The sequence below is a fragment of the Leptospira johnsonii genome, from assembly GCF_003112675.1.
GTDB lineage: Bacteria > Spirochaetota > Leptospiria > Leptospirales > Leptospiraceae > Leptospira_B > Leptospira_B johnsonii.
In genome coordinates, this window is sequence record NZ_BFAY01000005.1 from 300,789 (window position 1) to 315,530 (window position 14,742).

Annotated in this window: 15 protein-coding genes; 10 read left to right on the forward strand and 5 right to left on the reverse strand. The window is 41.1% G+C overall.

Translation table 11 applies throughout. From position 1 onward, the window contains the following. Positions 1 to 40: 40 nt before the first annotated feature. On the forward strand, positions 41 to 739 hold the full coding sequence (gene pgeF / locus LPTSP_RS02650) for a peptidoglycan editing factor PgeF (protein WP_108927470.1): 699 nt from the start codon (positions 41 to 43) through the stop codon (positions 737 to 739). A 21-nt stretch (positions 740 to 760) separates the two neighbouring features. Here pgeF and LPTSP_RS02655 read toward each other — a convergent pair whose 3' ends face one another. The 4 genes from LPTSP_RS02655 to LPTSP_RS02670 form a co-directional block, all read right to left on the reverse strand. Beyond that, the gene (locus LPTSP_RS02655) at positions 761 to 1,168 is read right to left on the reverse strand and encodes a response regulator (protein ID WP_108927290.1); all 408 of its coding nucleotides are present in this window, start codon (positions 1,166 to 1,168) and stop codon (positions 761 to 763) included. A 108-nt stretch (positions 1,169 to 1,276) separates the two neighbouring features. After that, positions 1,277 to 2,353 (reverse strand): 3-isopropylmalate dehydrogenase, encoded by a 1,077-nt coding sequence (gene leuB / locus LPTSP_RS02660; protein ID WP_108927291.1) that lies wholly within the window; start codon positions 2,351 to 2,353, stop codon positions 1,277 to 1,279. 20 nt (positions 2,354 to 2,373) lie between these two features. Next, on the reverse strand, positions 2,374 to 3,591 hold the full coding sequence (locus tag LPTSP_RS02665; RefSeq protein ID WP_108927292.1) for an aspartate aminotransferase family protein: 1,218 nt from the start codon (positions 3,589 to 3,591) through the stop codon (positions 2,374 to 2,376). Further along, complete coding sequence (locus LPTSP_RS02670; RefSeq protein WP_108927293.1) at positions 3,588 to 5,354, reverse strand: phospho-sugar mutase; 1,767 nt, start codon at positions 5,352 to 5,354, stop codon at positions 3,588 to 3,590. The genes LPTSP_RS02665 and LPTSP_RS02670 overlap by 4 nt, the downstream gene beginning before the upstream one ends. 83 nt (positions 5,355 to 5,437) lie before the next feature. Between LPTSP_RS02670 and LPTSP_RS02675 the strand changes: the two genes are divergently transcribed. Beyond that, the gene (locus LPTSP_RS02675) at positions 5,438 to 5,803 is read left to right on the forward strand and encodes a hypothetical protein (protein WP_020768199.1); all 366 of its coding nucleotides are present in this window, start codon (positions 5,438 to 5,440) and stop codon (positions 5,801 to 5,803) included. Between the two features lie 22 nt (positions 5,804 to 5,825). Further along, entirely contained in the window at positions 5,826 to 6,968 is a 1,143-nt protein-coding gene (locus LPTSP_RS02680; RefSeq protein WP_108927471.1) for a pyridoxal phosphate-dependent aminotransferase, read from the forward strand. Here the strand turns inward: LPTSP_RS02680 and LPTSP_RS19030 are convergent. After that, positions 6,866 to 8,014, reverse strand: a complete 1,149-nt coding sequence (locus LPTSP_RS19030; RefSeq protein ID WP_135354745.1) for a hypothetical protein — start codon at positions 8,012 to 8,014, stop codon at positions 6,866 to 6,868. The genes LPTSP_RS02680 and LPTSP_RS19030 overlap by 103 nt on opposite strands. A 31-nt stretch (positions 8,015 to 8,045) precedes the next feature. Between LPTSP_RS19030 and LPTSP_RS02695 the strand changes: the two genes are divergently transcribed. The 7 genes from LPTSP_RS02695 to LPTSP_RS02725 all read left to right on the forward strand — a co-directional run bounded on the left by LPTSP_RS02695 (position 8,046) and on the right by LPTSP_RS02725 (position 14,735). Next, on the forward strand, positions 8,046 to 8,819 hold the full coding sequence (locus LPTSP_RS02695) for an LOG family protein (RefSeq protein ID WP_108927296.1): 774 nt from the start codon (positions 8,046 to 8,048) through the stop codon (positions 8,817 to 8,819). A gap of 88 nt (positions 8,820 to 8,907) precedes the next feature. Then, a complete protein-coding gene (gene rpmB / locus LPTSP_RS02700) occupies positions 8,908 to 9,183 on the forward strand; it encodes a 50S ribosomal protein L28 (RefSeq protein ID WP_020768365.1) in 276 nt (91 codons plus the stop codon). Then, positions 9,140 to 9,835: an endonuclease III domain-containing protein gene (locus LPTSP_RS02705; RefSeq protein ID WP_108927297.1), complete on the forward strand. Its 696-nt coding sequence runs from the start codon at positions 9,140 to 9,142 to the stop codon at positions 9,833 to 9,835. The genes rpmB and LPTSP_RS02705 overlap by 44 nt, the downstream gene beginning before the upstream one ends. 10 nt (positions 9,836 to 9,845) lie before the next feature. Further along, positions 9,846 to 10,277, forward strand: a complete 432-nt coding sequence (locus LPTSP_RS02710; RefSeq protein ID WP_108927298.1) for an acyl-CoA thioesterase — start codon at positions 9,846 to 9,848, stop codon at positions 10,275 to 10,277. Between the two features lie 2 nt (positions 10,278 to 10,279). Then, positions 10,280 to 10,702, forward strand: a complete 423-nt coding sequence (locus LPTSP_RS02715) for a peptide chain release factor family protein (protein WP_108927299.1) — start codon at positions 10,280 to 10,282, stop codon at positions 10,700 to 10,702. Between the two features lie 3 nt (positions 10,703 to 10,705). Then, entirely contained in the window at positions 10,706 to 12,580 is a 1,875-nt protein-coding gene (gene uvrC / locus LPTSP_RS02720; protein WP_108927300.1) for an excinuclease ABC subunit UvrC, read from the forward strand. Positions 12,581 to 12,629: 49 nt separating this feature from the next. Further along, complete coding sequence (locus LPTSP_RS02725; protein ID WP_108927301.1) at positions 12,630 to 14,735, forward strand: LIC11755 family lipoprotein; 2,106 nt, start codon at positions 12,630 to 12,632, stop codon at positions 14,733 to 14,735. Positions 14,736 to 14,742: the final 7 nt, after the last annotated feature.

Consider the following 14,742-nt stretch of genomic DNA (forward strand, 5'->3'; position numbering starts at 1 on the left):
TCTCTTTTCTATACAAGACCAGGACTTCCCCAAGTCAAGTATGATCGATCATAGATTTTTTCTAGAAGACAAAAGAAGCCTGAGACTTTTGATCCTGGGAAACAAAGAAGCCTCCGGAGATCCGAACGATCCGAATTTTATCCGGGAGAGGGTTGCCCAAGCCTCCGGAGTCGCCGGTGCAGAAGTGTTTTTTATGAATCAGGAGCATGGGACTAATATCCTGGAAGTGAACGGATCCCCGAGCACTGAAATTCCCACGGGGGATGCACTCTTTACCACCGAACCTAAAAAGATCCTAGTCGTAAAAACAGCCGACTGTATGCCCATCTTCTTTTGGACGGGGAGGCCTGCCCTTGTAGGTGTGATACATTCTGGTTGGAAGGGAACTCTTGCAGGGATTACGGAAAAGACCTTGGCTCATGTGAAAAAGAAATACGGAGTAGATCCAGAATTGGTTCACTTCTATTTAGGCCCTTATGCGACCGGCAAACATTATGAAGTAGGAGAAGATGTGGCTTCTCTTTTCAGAAAGGAAGTTCCGAACTCTCTGAAAGCTCTAGAGGAGCCTGGGAAGTTTCTCTTGGAACAAAAAACATTTTTACTTCATAGGATCAAAAGTCTGGGAATCCAGCCTTTTTTGGAAACTGCAGGGGTTTGCACCATGTCTCCCAATTCTAAATTTTTCAGTCATAGAAGGGGAGATACTGGTAGGAATTTAAACTGTATCTGGTTGGAATAAGATCCTAACGAAAATTTACGATCAAATCTTGATCGTCTTGCGAACGGTAGCGTTTGCTTTTTCTAGAACCTTCTCTCTTTTGATAGGTTTTACTAGATAGTCCATGATACCGTCATCTGTTAGAGTTTTCATGACCGCTGGGGTGTTTTCGTCAGTGATCACGATCACTCTGGGAAGAACCCCCATATCTTTCATTTCGTAAAAAGCGGCAAAGCCGTCTATCACAGGGAGGTGAAGGTCTAAGGTAATCAGGTCCACCTTTCGGTTTTCCTTGTACATATTCAGGAGTTCTTTGCCCGTTTCCGCAAAACCGACCACTTCGTAACCTTCGGATTCCAGGATCTGAGCCAATTGTTTGGCTTGGAATTTAGAATTTTCCGCAATGATTACCTGATAAGGTCTTCCTGATGGAGCTACTCCGCCTTTCATCCAGTCACCGTCCCTATTAATTCAAGAAATTTCCAGAAAGTTTCGCACTTTTAGTATTTATATACGTAAAAATATGAAATTTTCAGGCATGGAATTCAATTCCAGGCTTTATAAAACCTTCTCAATTTCTATTCCGATTTCTTCGGTTCCCAAAATTTCAGCGCCTTTCTCGGCGATATCTCTGGTACGTTTTCCTGCGGAAATCACTTTACGGACCGCTGATTCTATCTTTTGTGCTTCTTCTTCCATAGAGAAAGAGTAACGTAAGAGTAGAGCAGCACTCAAGATCTGAGCGATTGGATTTGCAATTCCTTTGCCTGCGATGTCCGGAGCGGAACCGCCGGAAGGCTCATACAAACCGAAACCGGATTCAGAAAGGGAAGCGGAAGGAAGCATCCCGATGGAACCAGTGATGATAGAAGCCTCGTCGGACAGAATATCCCCGAACATATTCTCGCAAAGTATCACGTCGAATTGTTTCGGATTTACGATCAACTGCATCGCAGCATTGTCTACGTAAAGATGAGTTAATTGGACGTCGGAAAATTCTCTTTTGTGCAGATCAATGACCACTTCTTTCCAAAAAACGGAAGTGGTTAATACATTTGCCTTATCAATGCTTGTGACCTTATTATTTCTTTTTCGTGCGGCTTCGAACGCAACTCTTGCAGCTCTTTCGATCTCTCTGCGAGAATATCTCATTGTGTCGAATGCGAATTCTTCTGCTCCGCTTCCTTCTCTACCTTTTGGCTGACCGAAATAGATCCCGGAGGTTAATTCCCTTAGGATAAGAATATCCAGACCTTCCCCAATGATCTCAGCTTTGATGGGAGAAGCGTTTCTGAGTTCAGAATAGATGATCGCAGGTCGTAAATTTGCGAATAGATCGAAATGTTTACGTAAAGGAAGTAGTGCTCCTCTCTCCGGTTGTTTTTCTGGAGGAAGGGATTCCCATTTAGGACCTCCCACAGAACCAAATAGAATGGCATCCGATTCTTCACAAAGTTTTAATGTTTCCGGAGGAAGAGGGCCTCCGGTTTTATCGATTGCAATTCCTCCTACAAGCGCTTCCGTAAATTGGAAGTCGGAGGCTTTGGAGCCGAGCGCTTTTTTAAGAACGGATAAAGCCACCTTCATGACCTCGGGGCCGATTCCGTCCCCTGCTAATACGGCTACTTTTTTCATAGAGAATATTGTTTTCCTTTTTATTTATGTGCTTCCGCTAGGACGGATTCTATAATATCCAATCCTTCGTTTAAATACTGTGTAGAGATCGTAAGAGGAGGCATGATACGAATGACAGTATCTCCTGTTGCATTTACGATCAGTCCTTTTTCCAGACAGGTTTCTGCGACCGGTCTAGACGGAATTGTTAATTCTACTCCAATGTGCAGACCCTTTCCCCTGACTTCTTTTACGATCTTATTCTTTTGTTTCATCTGGTTCAAACGACTGAATGCAATCTCAGAGCAAGAGTTAACATTAGCGAGGACGTCTCTTGTTTGGATGATCCGAATCGTTTCATAAGCGATTGCAGCACCCAAATGGTTCCCGCCATAAGTGGTTCCATGAGTTCCTTTCGCTAAAACGTTTTGGTATTTTTCCGCAACTATAAGAGCGCCGATCGGGAATCCGGAACCAAGTCCTTTTGCCAGAGTCATTACATCCGGAGAAAAACCATATGTTTCGAATGCGAACATTGTACCCGTCCTTCCGAAACCTGTTTGGATTTCGTCTAGGATCAGAAGAGCCTCGTTTTCCGAGGTCAATTCTCTAGCTAAGTTCATGTATCCATGAGAGAGCGGAATGATTCCGCTTTCTCCGATGATAGGTTCTGCGATGAATGCTACCACTCTTCCCGCAAATCTTTCGAACGCTTCCACCAATTCTTCTTCGCTATTGGGACTGACAAATTCAATTCCCTCTAAAAGTTTTCCAAAACCGGTATGAAGTTTTTTCTGCCCTGTCAGACTGATCCCGGAAACAGACCTTCCGTGAAAACTTTTGTGTAGAGAAATGATGATCGGATCGTGGATCTGCTTTTGTTCCGCGTAGGCTCTTGCTAATTTGAATGCAGCCTCTGTCGCTTCCGTTCCTGAATTGCATAAGAATACTTTTCCAGGAAATGTATTTAGGATGAGAAGTTCCGCTAAACGAGATGCTTCTTCCGAATAGAACCAATTGGAAGTATGCATAAGTTTGTCTATCTGGTTACGAATAACTTCTATAATATCCGGGTCGCTATGTCCAAGATTTGTGACAGCTACACCGCTCAAAAAGTCTATGTATTGTTTGTTGTTTTGATCGAATAATAATTCGTTCACTCCGTATCTAAATGCAACAGGGTAACGATTGAATAAGTCTAGAAGATACTTGTCTGAAAGTTCTTTTGTCTTTTGGAATTCTGATGCAGTTTCGTTCATGATAAACCAGCCAATTGTAAAAATAAGGACTCTGTTTCTTTCAATTCTGCTAATAAACTTTCTGTGAGTTTTGGGATCTCAGTTTTGGTCTTAGGAGAAGTCCTGCTCTTGAAAGAAGAATAAATTTTGATCTTAGGCTCCGTCCCGGAAGGACGGATGGTCAGCTTTGCCTGACCTTCTAATTCTAATTGGATCACATCGGAAGAAGGCAAACCTGAAAACGCAGATTTAGAAGCGCTCCCTTTTGCGATCTTGTTCTTGAAATCTAAAAATCCAGTGACCTTTCTTTTGCCGATCGATTTTCCGATCAGATCGTTGTCACGAAGAGATTGTAGAGAATCTTGGATTTTCTTTTTGCCTGCAAGTCCCTCTAAGGTCAAAGACTTTAGACTTTCTTGGTACAATCCATACTTAAGATAGACATCATCCATATACGAAAGAAGGTCTTTTTTTTCGGAAAGGACTTCCATAAGAAGAAGTGCAGAAGACAAACTGTCCTTGTCTCTTACAAAATCCACAGGCAGATAACCATAGGATTCTTCTCCTCCGAACAGGAAATACTGGGTTTTGCTTTTATCCAGTTTTCCCATAACTTCTGCGATAAACTTGAAACCTGTTAGAACATTCTTAAGAGCAATTTTGTTTTTCTTTGCTATCTCAGCTTGCAGGTCTGTGGTGACTACAGTTTTTACAAGGACCGGTTTTTTTCCTTTTTTAGGTTTGGAGCCGACCTTTTCCGCTAGGTAGGCCGCAAGAATGGAACCGATCTGGTTTCCGTTTAGAAGAGCATATCCTCCTTTGGGATTTTTCACTCCAATACCGAGTCTGTCCGCATCCGGGTCGGTTGCGATAAACGCATCCGCTCCGATCTTTTCGGAAAGCTTTCTACTCATTTCCAGAGCTTCCGGTTCTTCCGGGTTCGGGAATTTTACTGTTGGAAATTCTCCATCAGGATCTTTTTGTTCCGGAACCAAGGTTACGTTTTTATATCCGAAGTCTTGTAGTAGCTTCTTCATATATTTTCCTCCGGTTCCATGGAGAGGAGAATAGACCAATTTGGTTTGAGATCTTTCTTTAGGAGTAACCTTTGCTGATACAATCCCAGATTTTTTAAGAGCTTTTAGATAAGAAGAAAAACAATCTTCTCCCGCTTTTTGAACGAGCTTTTTATATTTCGGGTCCTTGGAAGAAAGAAAGGGGATCTCATTCCAGTCTTGTACCTTATCGATCAATAGGATGATCTTTTTATCGTCCGGAGGAGCAAGCTGTTCCCCCTTAGAAAGATAAGCCTTGAATCCATTGTACTCGGGTGGGTTATGAGATGCAGTTAGAACCACACCACCGGTTGCCTTATAATAACGAACTGCGTATGAGAGTAAAGGTGTAGGAGCTACCTCGGGGAATAAGATGACCTTGATCCCGAAAGATGCAGCCACTCCGGCGGTGACCACAGCAAATTCCCTGGATCTTCTTCTCGAATCGTAAGCGATCACTAAGATCGGCTTTTTGGATTTTTGGACCAGGTACCTGGAAAAGCCTAGGGCTGCTTTTCCCACGGTAAACTCGTTCATTCTACCGATCCCGTTTCCGATCCTTCCCCTCATTCCTCCGGTTCCGAATTCTAAAGGTACGGTAAAGGCCTCGATCTCTAGGCCGTTTGTTTCTCCCTTTTTGTATCTATCCAGGACGGCTTTCGCTTCCTTTTGCACCTGGGGAGAAAAGGGGGCTTTGGTCCAGGATTCTATGTGGGATTCTGTGCTCATATATTTCTCTAGTTCACCCTATACTTGGAATAAAAAATCTAGTTCTTCCTGGTTCAAGACGTTTTTTCGCCGATTCTATTAGTATGGAATCTAATGAAATTTCCCGAGAACAACATAGGGAACTGGACTCTCTTAGAGCGGTATTAAGGAACATTTCCTTTCTTCTGTTTTTACTTTCTGGAATTTTAACATTCGGAGCCTTTTTGAAAGAAGCCCCTGGAAAGATTGTCATCCAAGCAGTATCAGCCGTCTTATTTTTTATCTTAGGGATCTTGGGTTACGGTGCTTCTCTTTCTTTCCGTAAATCCTTGGTCTTGGAGGAGAAGGATCCGGAGCAGATCTTATTCGCTCTCAAGGATCTGAGATTTTTCCTAAGTGGGCTTGGTTGGATATTACTCGGTCTATTTTTACTTTCCTTTTTTGGAGCTTTTGCGTTGCTTCTTTCCTGAATCAGTAAACCATGATCCGGAAGTGGGTTTAAGAGAATTTTTCATAGAAGATCGTCTTGAAAAATTTAGGACGGAATCTCCTTGTAATCTGGGAGAAAGTGGGATCAGAAATCTGGACCTGGATGCGCTTGCAGAATATCTGGATTTGGATCTAAGAGATTTGGGAAAACTCTCTTTGGCGGATTCTCCCAATTCAGGTAGAAAAGATCTAAGGGAAGAAATTTCAAAACTTTATAATCATGTTTCTCCAGATCAGGTTCTTGTGACTACAGGAACTGGAGAAGCGCTCTTTATCGCATTTCATCTACTTTTACAAAAAGGGGATACTACTTCCTTATTTTGGCCTGCATTCCAGGCATTGTATGAAGTTCCAAGATCACTAGGTGCAAATCTCCAAAAAGTAAATCTTCTTTCCAGATTAGAAAGTAAAGAATTAGGATTCGGAAAAGGGAATCTAAACAACCTGTTCCAAAATTCTCCCAAGCTAATCGTATTCAATCATCCTCATAATCCTACTGGGATCATCGCTGAAGAAGAAGATAAAAAAGAGATCAAACGTTTCGCCGGAAATTTTTCGAACTGGATCTTATTCGACGAACATTATAGATTTCTTTCGGAAGAAGAGGATCTAGGTTGGAGCGGTTTTGGTATTTGTGAAAATTCGATCTCTACCGGTTCTATCACGAAATGTTTTGGCGTAATGGGCCTAAGGATCGGCTGGTTGATTGGGCCAAAAGACTGGATCAGGAAAGCTAGATCCATGAAGGATTATCTGACTCATACAGTTTCTCCGATTTCTGAGTTTCTGACCTTGAAACTTCTACAGAATCGTAAATTTTTACAGAGTAAGATCAGAAAAACTTTGCGGCAGAATGTGGGAAACTTCGCCCAGATCGTGAGAGCGAACAAACTCCCAGGAATTGCAAGTTTTAAAGAACCAAGGGGCGGAGTAGTAGGTTTTGCAAAATTACAGGCAGGTTTAGAGTCTCGGAAATTTGCAGATCTTCTGTATGAAAAAGCTGGAGTATTCGTTTTACCTTCTGCTGATTTTGAAACAGAAGGTTATATCCGACTCGGATTTGGAGAAACGGAAGAAAGATTTCGTCTAGGTCTTGAGCGTTGGAGCAGTTTAGGATCGGATACAATCGCTCTTTTGAACAAATAAGCAATCTGTCTGTCTCGGATAAATGATCCTGATTCCAAAGTGAAATAGGATTTTCCTAGAAATACATGAGGACTTTCTAATATACTTTCGAAGCGGGAATTTTCACCGGCAGGTTTCCAGGTCCATTCTAAACCTCTGATCCCTATTTTTAAAATTTCTCCTTGGATTTTCCAATAAGTCTCGCCTGTTCTAAAAGGCAAACCCTGTCTAAGTCTAGGATCTTCTCCTTTTAAAAGTTCTGGAGAGATCCAAACTCCTAACGGAAATAGCAAAGGTCTTTCCGGATCGATTTCTTGTTCTTTTGTGTGTCCGTAGACCCAGACTTCCGTTCTATAAACTCTGTTTGGACTTGGATAAGTGTCCTCGTATAAATTTCCCAATTGGTGAGAAAGTACTCTCATAGATTGGATCCGGACTTTCCATTTTCCGGGTTCGCCTACAGGAAGAGCGGATTCAGGCAAACAATCTTGGAACAGATCGGAAGGAACGGAGGTCTCCCAAATTACGAATGGAGAAAGTGTAAGAGTGCTTGTTTGGGGAAACCAAACTTCCCAGAAATAAGGCTTGTTTCGGAGCTGGAATGTTTCTTTTTTGCGGACCTTCTTCTGTGGTTCCTCTTGGAATAAATTTTCTCCTGGATGGAATGCTCTAAAACTTGGTTCGGATTCCCGTATCTTGGATTTCCAAGGAAGAAAAAAGAGTAAGGACCAGAGAGAAACTTTATGTTTTCGGATTCGATGGAATTTTCTCTTTGCGTTTGGGAAAACTTCCTCTCTTTCGGTTTCGGTAAAGGAGAAGGGCGGTAGGTTTTCCGACCAGTCTTCGGCCGTGGCAGATTCTTTACCGTTTAAATTGCGAAAATTATAGGAATGGGATTCGGCTGTAACGTAAGGATCCAATCTTTTTTGGAGTCTGATCTTTCCCGCTTCCCATTTGATGGAAAGGTGAAAAAAGGAGGATCGAAACCAGGAGAAAATTTTTTCTTTTAAACTTCTGAGTCCGATCATTCTTGGAGATAGGTTAATAGATAGAGTTGGGAAAGGCAAGCCTAACTTCCCCTAAAAAAAGGAAAGAAATATGGGAAGAACGTCCTTAGAACATGAAGAGTTTTTAAAATCCATAGATGCATTCCATCTAAGGGTTCTTGCGGAGATTGATTATCCTCAGTCCCTTTTTAGAGAAGGAAAGATCCAGGATACGATCTGTTTATTCGGATCCGCTCGGATCTTAAGTCCGGACGAATGTAGAGAGAAAGAAACCAGAACTCTCTCAGAACAGGAAAGGAAATTATTCTTAAAACAAAAAGAAATGTCCGTTTATTATGAGGCAGCCAGAAAAACTGCAGGTCTCATTACTTCTTGGGGAAAAGAAATTTCAAAAGATACCAGAAGAATGGCGGTCTGCACAGGCGGTGGACCAGGTATTATGGAGGCTGCAAACCGTGGAGCCAAAGAAGCGGGGGGGCCAAGCCTTGGATTGAATATCAGACTTCCCTTTGAACAATTCGTGAATCCTTATGTGGATCCGGAAGTCAGCGTTGAATTTCATTATTTCTTCATGAGAAAACTTTGGTTTTTGAGATTGTCCATGGGAGTGGTGGCCTTTCCTGGAGGTTTCGGGACAGTAGATGAATTATTCGAAACTTTAACTCTTATCCAAACTGGTCGCAATAATCGTAAAATTCCAGTGATCTTGTATGGAACCAAGTTCTGGAGGGAGATATTCCATTTGGAAAGAATGATAGAATATGGACTCATCGATCCTGAAGATCTGAATCTAATCACTTATTGTGATACTCCTGAAGATGTCTTAGAAACATTAAAGAAGAAGGTCCCACTGGATGGCGACTAAGCCTGAAAAAGGGAGAAATTCTCGGATTTTTCCCAAATCTTTTTGGATTCCTTGACATAAGCGTACGTAAGAAAACTATGGTCGCAGTATGGCCAGAAAATGTGTTGTGACAGGGAAAGGAACGATATCAGGAAACAATGTTTCCCACTCTCACCTTAAAACCCGTAGAACCTGGAAAATCAACCTGATCAAAAAACGTATCTTCTTAGAAGATGAGAATCGTTGGGTAACCGTTCGTATCTCTACCCGCGCTTTAAGAACCCTGAAAAAGAAAGGGATCAAGGCAGCGATCAAAGATAACGGCGAATCACTAAAAGCACTTGCCCCCAAAAAGTACGTCGGAATCCAAAAAAAGGCAGTCTAGTCCTTCTTTTTCCGCTACCCCTGAATATGTTTCTCGAATTTACTTCCTGCTTAGGAAGGAATTCGGGGACGTAAATTCTCCTCTCCAATATTCTAAAGACTACGAATTTGCGATCTCGGTTATCCTTTCCGCACAGTGTACGGATGAAAGGGTAAACCAGGTTACTCCTATATTATTCGCAGAGTTTCCTACCCTGGAAGCTATTGCTTCCGCTCCTTTAAAGAAGATAGAAAAGCTCATTTATTCTACAGGCTTTTATAAGAATAAGGCTAAGTCGGTTTCCGGTTTTGCGAATCTACTTCTCAATGAATACGATGGCAAATTGCCAAAAAGTATCAAGGAACTGATCAAACTTCCGGGCATAGGAAGAAAAACCGCAAACGTAGTTTTAAACGAAATCCATCATATTTCGGAAGGATTCGTAGTAGACACTCATGTGAAAAGGGTTTCTAAAAAGTTAGGTCTTACCAAACAAACTGATCCGGTAAAAGTGGAGAGGGACCTAATGAAAAATGTTCAATCCGAATACTGGATGGATCTGTCTTTATATTTCATTTTTTTAGGAAGAAAATACTGTAAGGCGCATAAGACATTCTGCGAGACATGTATTCTGAGAAAAGAATGTCCTTCTTCCACTTCACCCAAAGATTAGAGAGGCCAAAATGAGCGTAGAAGTCTTTTTAGATGAAAAAATCCAAGGAATGGAATTAAGTACCCAACATATAGTCATGTCTAGGGACTTAAACCAGCACGGTTTCCTCTTTGGAGGACAGATGCTTGCTTGGATAGACGAGGGCTGTGCGATGTTCGTCATCGAAAAAATAGGATATTCTAATCTTGTTACAGTAACGATGGATAACGTGATCTTTAAGAGCCCGGGGTTACTCGGAGAGATTATTCAAATTTTTTCTAAAATAGAAAAAGTGGGAAAAAGTTCTATCACCATCCGAAGTGCTGCAATTGCCAAGAACCAGATGAAAAAAGAAATAAGAGAGATCATAGATTGTAGAGTAACCTATGTATGTTTAGACGATTCCGGAAAACCATTCCCTTATTTCAGCCAATTCGATCCGGATGAATTTCTAAAGAGATAAAAATGAGTGCGAAATTCCCGGTTTCTCCTGAAAAAGTAAACCTTCTTCTTTCCAGAATGCGAAAGTTAGGCATTCGGGAATCAGATCTGGAAGAAACTTTCGTAAGAAGCGGAGGCAAGGGCGGCCAGAACGTAAACAAGGTTTCGACTGCCGTCCGATTAGTTTATAAAAAAACAGGCCTCGAAATTAAATGTTCCATCCATCGTACCCAAGGATTAAATAGATATAAGGCCAGGATTCTTTTGTGCGAAAAATTGGAGGCGGAAATTTTAGAAGCTTCCAAAATAGAAGACCCTAAACTTGCAAAGATCAGAAAGGCCAAGGCGGATAAGGCAAGAAAAGCTAAAAGAAAGGCCGCTTCTAAGTCTTTATCAGGTCTAAAAAGAAAAACCTCGCCCGAAAACAATTGGGGCGAAGAATATTAAGTCATGCCGGAAGTAGTCAATCATACTCTGATTGTAGAAAAACTCAAAAACCTTACGGGCTCTCCAGGTTGTTATCTCTGGAAGAATTCGGAAGGAGAGGTGATCTATGTAGGCAAGGCCAAAAATCTGGACAAAAGGATCCGCAATTACCTAAAAGAAAAACAAACGGATCTAAAAACCAGATATTTACAGAGAGAAATTTTCGATCTGGATTGGTTTGCCACTTCCACAGAAAAAGAAGCTTTAATTTTAGAAGCTACACTGATCAAAAAACATAATCCAAGATATAATGTACGTTTAAAAGACGATAAAAAATATCCGTATATCTGCGTTTCACTTTCGGAACCTTACCCGATGGTTTTTATCACGCGAAAACTAAAAGACAATGGGGACAAATATTTCGGACCTTATACGGATGTAAGAACCACTCGGGAAATTTTAGATGTGATTTTGAGAATTTTTCCTATCAGGAAAGTTCGCCAAAAACTCCCGCTTCCTAAGCCCAAACGTCCTTGTTTGAATTTTCAAATGGGAAGATGTTTAGGGCCTTGCCAAGGAACAGTCCCAGAAGACGAATATGCAGTTATTGTAAATCAGATAATCCAATTTTTAGAAGGCAAAAAAGAGATCCTAGCAAACGAACTCACTAAACGTATGGACGAATATTCAGGAAAACTGGAGTTCGAGATCGCAGCTCGGTACAGAGACATGCTTGGAAGGTTGCAGATCTTCCGCCAAAGACAAACTGTAGTGAGTATGGATGGCGGTGACGAGGATGTGATAGCGTTCGCCCGTAAAGAGGATGAAGGACAGGTAGTTCTTATGGAAGTTCGGGGCGGACTTCTGGATAATAAAAAATCTTTTCCTTTGCAAGGTGTGCAAAATTCGACAGAAGAGGAAATATTATCCTCCTTCTTCCGAGATTATTATATGGGAGCAGGAATGATCCCTGCGAGTATAGTAGTTCCATACGGTTTAAAAGAAGAAGGGGAGACCGTGTTGGATTTCCTACAAGAGAAAACCGGCTTTAGACCTAAATTAAGATTTCCTAAAGCAGGAGAGAAAAAGTCCTTATTAAAGATCGCAGAAAAAAACGCGGAACTTGGACTTACTGAAAGACTTCTCGCTACTCATTATAAGGACCAAACTGTCGCTTTAAAAGAGATACAAGAGATGTTCCAATTGAAGGAGCCTCCTCATATTATAGAATGTTACGATATTTCCCATTTCCAAGGATCTTTTCCTGTGGCGAGTGGTGTGATGTTCGTGGAAGGAAAACCTTTCAAACAGGGTTATAGAAAGTATAATATCCGAGGTCATGAAGGGATCAATGATCCTGGAATGATGCACGAGGTAATTTCCAGAAGATTGCAAAGGATCATCAATGAAGATGGAGTCATGCCTGATCTGATCGTGATCGATGGAGGTCCAACACAACTGGGAAAGGCATGTGAGGCTGCAGTGGAAGCAGGTGCTGCAAATCTTCCTATGGTGGGACTTGCCAAAAAAAGAGAAGAGATCTATTTCCCAGGAGAAAGTTCTCCATATAGTTTCGATATGAATTCACCTGGAATGAGATTACTCCGACATCTTAGGGATGAGGCACATAGATTCGGTGTCGAACACCATCGTTCTAGACGAAATCGAGAAGCTTTAACCGGTCTTATCCGAGAAGTTCCAGATATAGGTCTAAAAAGAAGTAAACTATTACTACAATCATTCTCCGGTCAGAAAAAGATTGAGGAAGCAAATGTAGCAGAACTCATGAAGGTCCCGGGTATAGGAGACGCGTTAGCAGAAAAGATTTATAACTATTTTCATTCCACCTCTATGTCCGACGGAATCATAATTCCAGAAAATTCCTCAACTAATTCCTAAAAATCGTAAGTGAGAAGTTTTTCCCCAGACAAGTAGCTCTGGAGGAAAAATGCGAACACTGATATTTACCTTTGTCTCAATCATCTTTTTTATTTCGGCTTCTTGTAAACAGGACTCAGATTCTGAGTTAGTCTGGAAAGAAACTGAAAAGTCTGTCCAGTTCCTATACGATCCTTTCTATAAAGAGTATCCGAGGATTCTTTCGGATCTAGTCCAAGAGAATGGACAGACTTGTTTTGCCTCTGGAGAAGATCCCAATTTTAAGATCCAGGTCTGCATAAACGAAGAAGGAATCTCGCAATTTGCACAAATTCTTTCCTCTTGGAAAGAAGATACGCTGGTTTCTGAATTCAACTCTCTCCTTTCGGACGGTTCCGAATACAGGATCGGAACGTATCCGTTTTCTGGAATTAAGAACAAGATTGAAACCTACAAATTTGCACTTATTGGAGACAGAAAATTTAATTCTTTAAGCAGCCGATTGGCATGGGATAGATCTCAATTCAATCTTAAAAATCATTTTAAAACATTTAGTATATTCTTCCTTTCTAATGGAACATACATATTGGTTCTTTCTCCTTTTGGAGATAGAGATGTTTATCTAGGACTTTCTTTTAGAGCGCCTGGTCTGGAAGAAGAGATCCAAAATTTGCTTCGAGCCAAAAATGAGATCGGTTTGGAAACCTGCGTTTCTTCTTTGCCAATCGTCACCGAAATTTTCGGTGAAACCTCCAGTTTAGGAAGGTGGATTGAGATCTATAATCCAAACACTTTCCCGATCTGCGAAGAAGGTATGGAACTAGGTTTATTCGGAACCAAGGTTTCAATTCCAAAAACAACAGGTTTTCTTTCTCCTTACGAGTCACGGGTTTATGCAGAAGACACAGCTTCATTCGAAAGGATATCTCTTTCAGGGATCAAATGGGCAGATCTGAAAAAGCCGGGCAAACTTAGCCTAACCCGAGAAGGTCTTTCTTTCGAGTTCAATCTTCCTGGAACAGGATATCTATTCGGAGAAACGTATTATTCTTGGAAGGGAAATTCTTTCTCTAACTGTGAAACTTCTTCTAAATTTTGTATGGATCCTGGAGAGAATCAAACCTCCGAACCTGAGAGTAAGTCCAGTTGTGATCCAAATGATTTTGAATTAGAGGAATTGAATCCAAATGGATTATTGCATAAGCATATTTTACATGAAGATTGGAAATACTTAGATCTGATCTATAAAGGGAGGAAAATTTGTGATCCTTCTTCTTTAAAGATCAACTGGGGAAAAAATCTTTTCCCGATCAGGATCTCCAGGAAAATTTCGGAAGGGGAGCTGCTTAGTATTGGAAATCTTCCATTTCTATTAGGAAATTCTTCTTATTCCTTTTCGATCTTTAAATCTGTCGCTGCGACTGATAAAGTTTCCTTATCGAATTCTAAAGGAATAGAGAAGGTTCTTTGGGATGGGAACTTTCAAACTCCTAAGGGAAGTCCGACTCGTATCGTTCTCCAAAAAACGAATGGAGAAACTGTTAGTATTTGTTTTGAGAATGGAAATATATTTCTTCATCCATATGTAAATGCAGATTCTGATTATGTACAGTCAGAGATCGGTTTGGAAAATTCCAGGACTTCTGCAGGTAGAAAGTTTTGTCCAAGAAAGGAAGTAGACAAAGCTAAATTTTCAGAAGTTTCGTGGATGGGATCTTACCAAGGAGTAGATCCGATTTCTAAAGATAGATTTCTGGAGTTTGTATCGCTTTCTGAAAACTATCCCGATTCTGCTTATCTAGAGATTATCCAAGGAAACGGAACTGTAATTTCTATTCTTTTACCTTTGGAGAAAGAAAGCCTTACTGTCCTTTCTTCCGGAAAATCTATTTGTTTTCCGCAAACCGAGTTTTGGAAGGATACAAGTTTCAGTTTACCTTCTTCTGGATCGAATATTCTCAGAGTTTATGATCCATACAGTGGAGAACTTTGGGATGAGTTTATTTATACTTCATCCGGTCCTGGTATAAACGATACCAGAAACAAAATTCGAAAGTCTGCATATTCAAAAATGGAATACGGTTCGAGGGTTTGGTCGGTAAGCCAATATTTGGGAAAGCCTTATCGTGATCCTGGTTGCGCTTTGACAGATGCTCATCCTGGGATTTTGGAATAAGAAGAAA

Coding starts and splice junctions, on each gene's coding strand:
- pgeF (WP_108927470.1), top strand. CDS start 41: ATGATCGATCATAGATTTTTTCTAGAAGACAAAAGAAGCCTGAGACTT.
- LPTSP_RS02655 (WP_108927290.1), bottom strand. CDS start 1,168: ATGAAAGGCGGAGTAGCTCCATCAGGAAGACCTTATCAGGTAATCATT.
- leuB (WP_108927291.1), bottom strand. CDS start 2,353: ATGAAAAAAGTAGCCGTATTAGCAGGGGACGGAATCGGCCCCGAGGTC.
- LPTSP_RS02665 (WP_108927292.1), bottom strand. CDS start 3,591: ATGAACGAAACTGCATCAGAATTCCAAAAGACAAAAGAACTTTCAGAC.
- LPTSP_RS02670 (WP_108927293.1), bottom strand. CDS start 5,354: ATGAGCACAGAATCCCACATAGAATCCTGGACCAAAGCCCCCTTTTCT.
- LPTSP_RS02675 (WP_020768199.1), top strand. CDS start 5,438: ATGGAATCTAATGAAATTTCCCGAGAACAACATAGGGAACTGGACTCT.
- LPTSP_RS02695 (WP_108927296.1), top strand. CDS start 8,046: ATGGGAAGAACGTCCTTAGAACATGAAGAGTTTTTAAAATCCATAGAT.
- rpmB (WP_020768365.1), top strand. CDS start 8,908: ATGGCCAGAAAATGTGTTGTGACAGGGAAAGGAACGATATCAGGAAAC.
- LPTSP_RS02710 (WP_108927298.1), top strand. CDS start 9,846: ATGAGCGTAGAAGTCTTTTTAGATGAAAAAATCCAAGGAATGGAATTA.
- LPTSP_RS02715 (WP_108927299.1), top strand. CDS start 10,280: ATGAGTGCGAAATTCCCGGTTTCTCCTGAAAAAGTAAACCTTCTTCTT.
- uvrC (WP_108927300.1), top strand. CDS start 10,706: ATGCCGGAAGTAGTCAATCATACTCTGATTGTAGAAAAACTCAAAAAC.
- LPTSP_RS02725 (WP_108927301.1), top strand. CDS start 12,630: ATGCGAACACTGATATTTACCTTTGTCTCAATCATCTTTTTTATTTCG.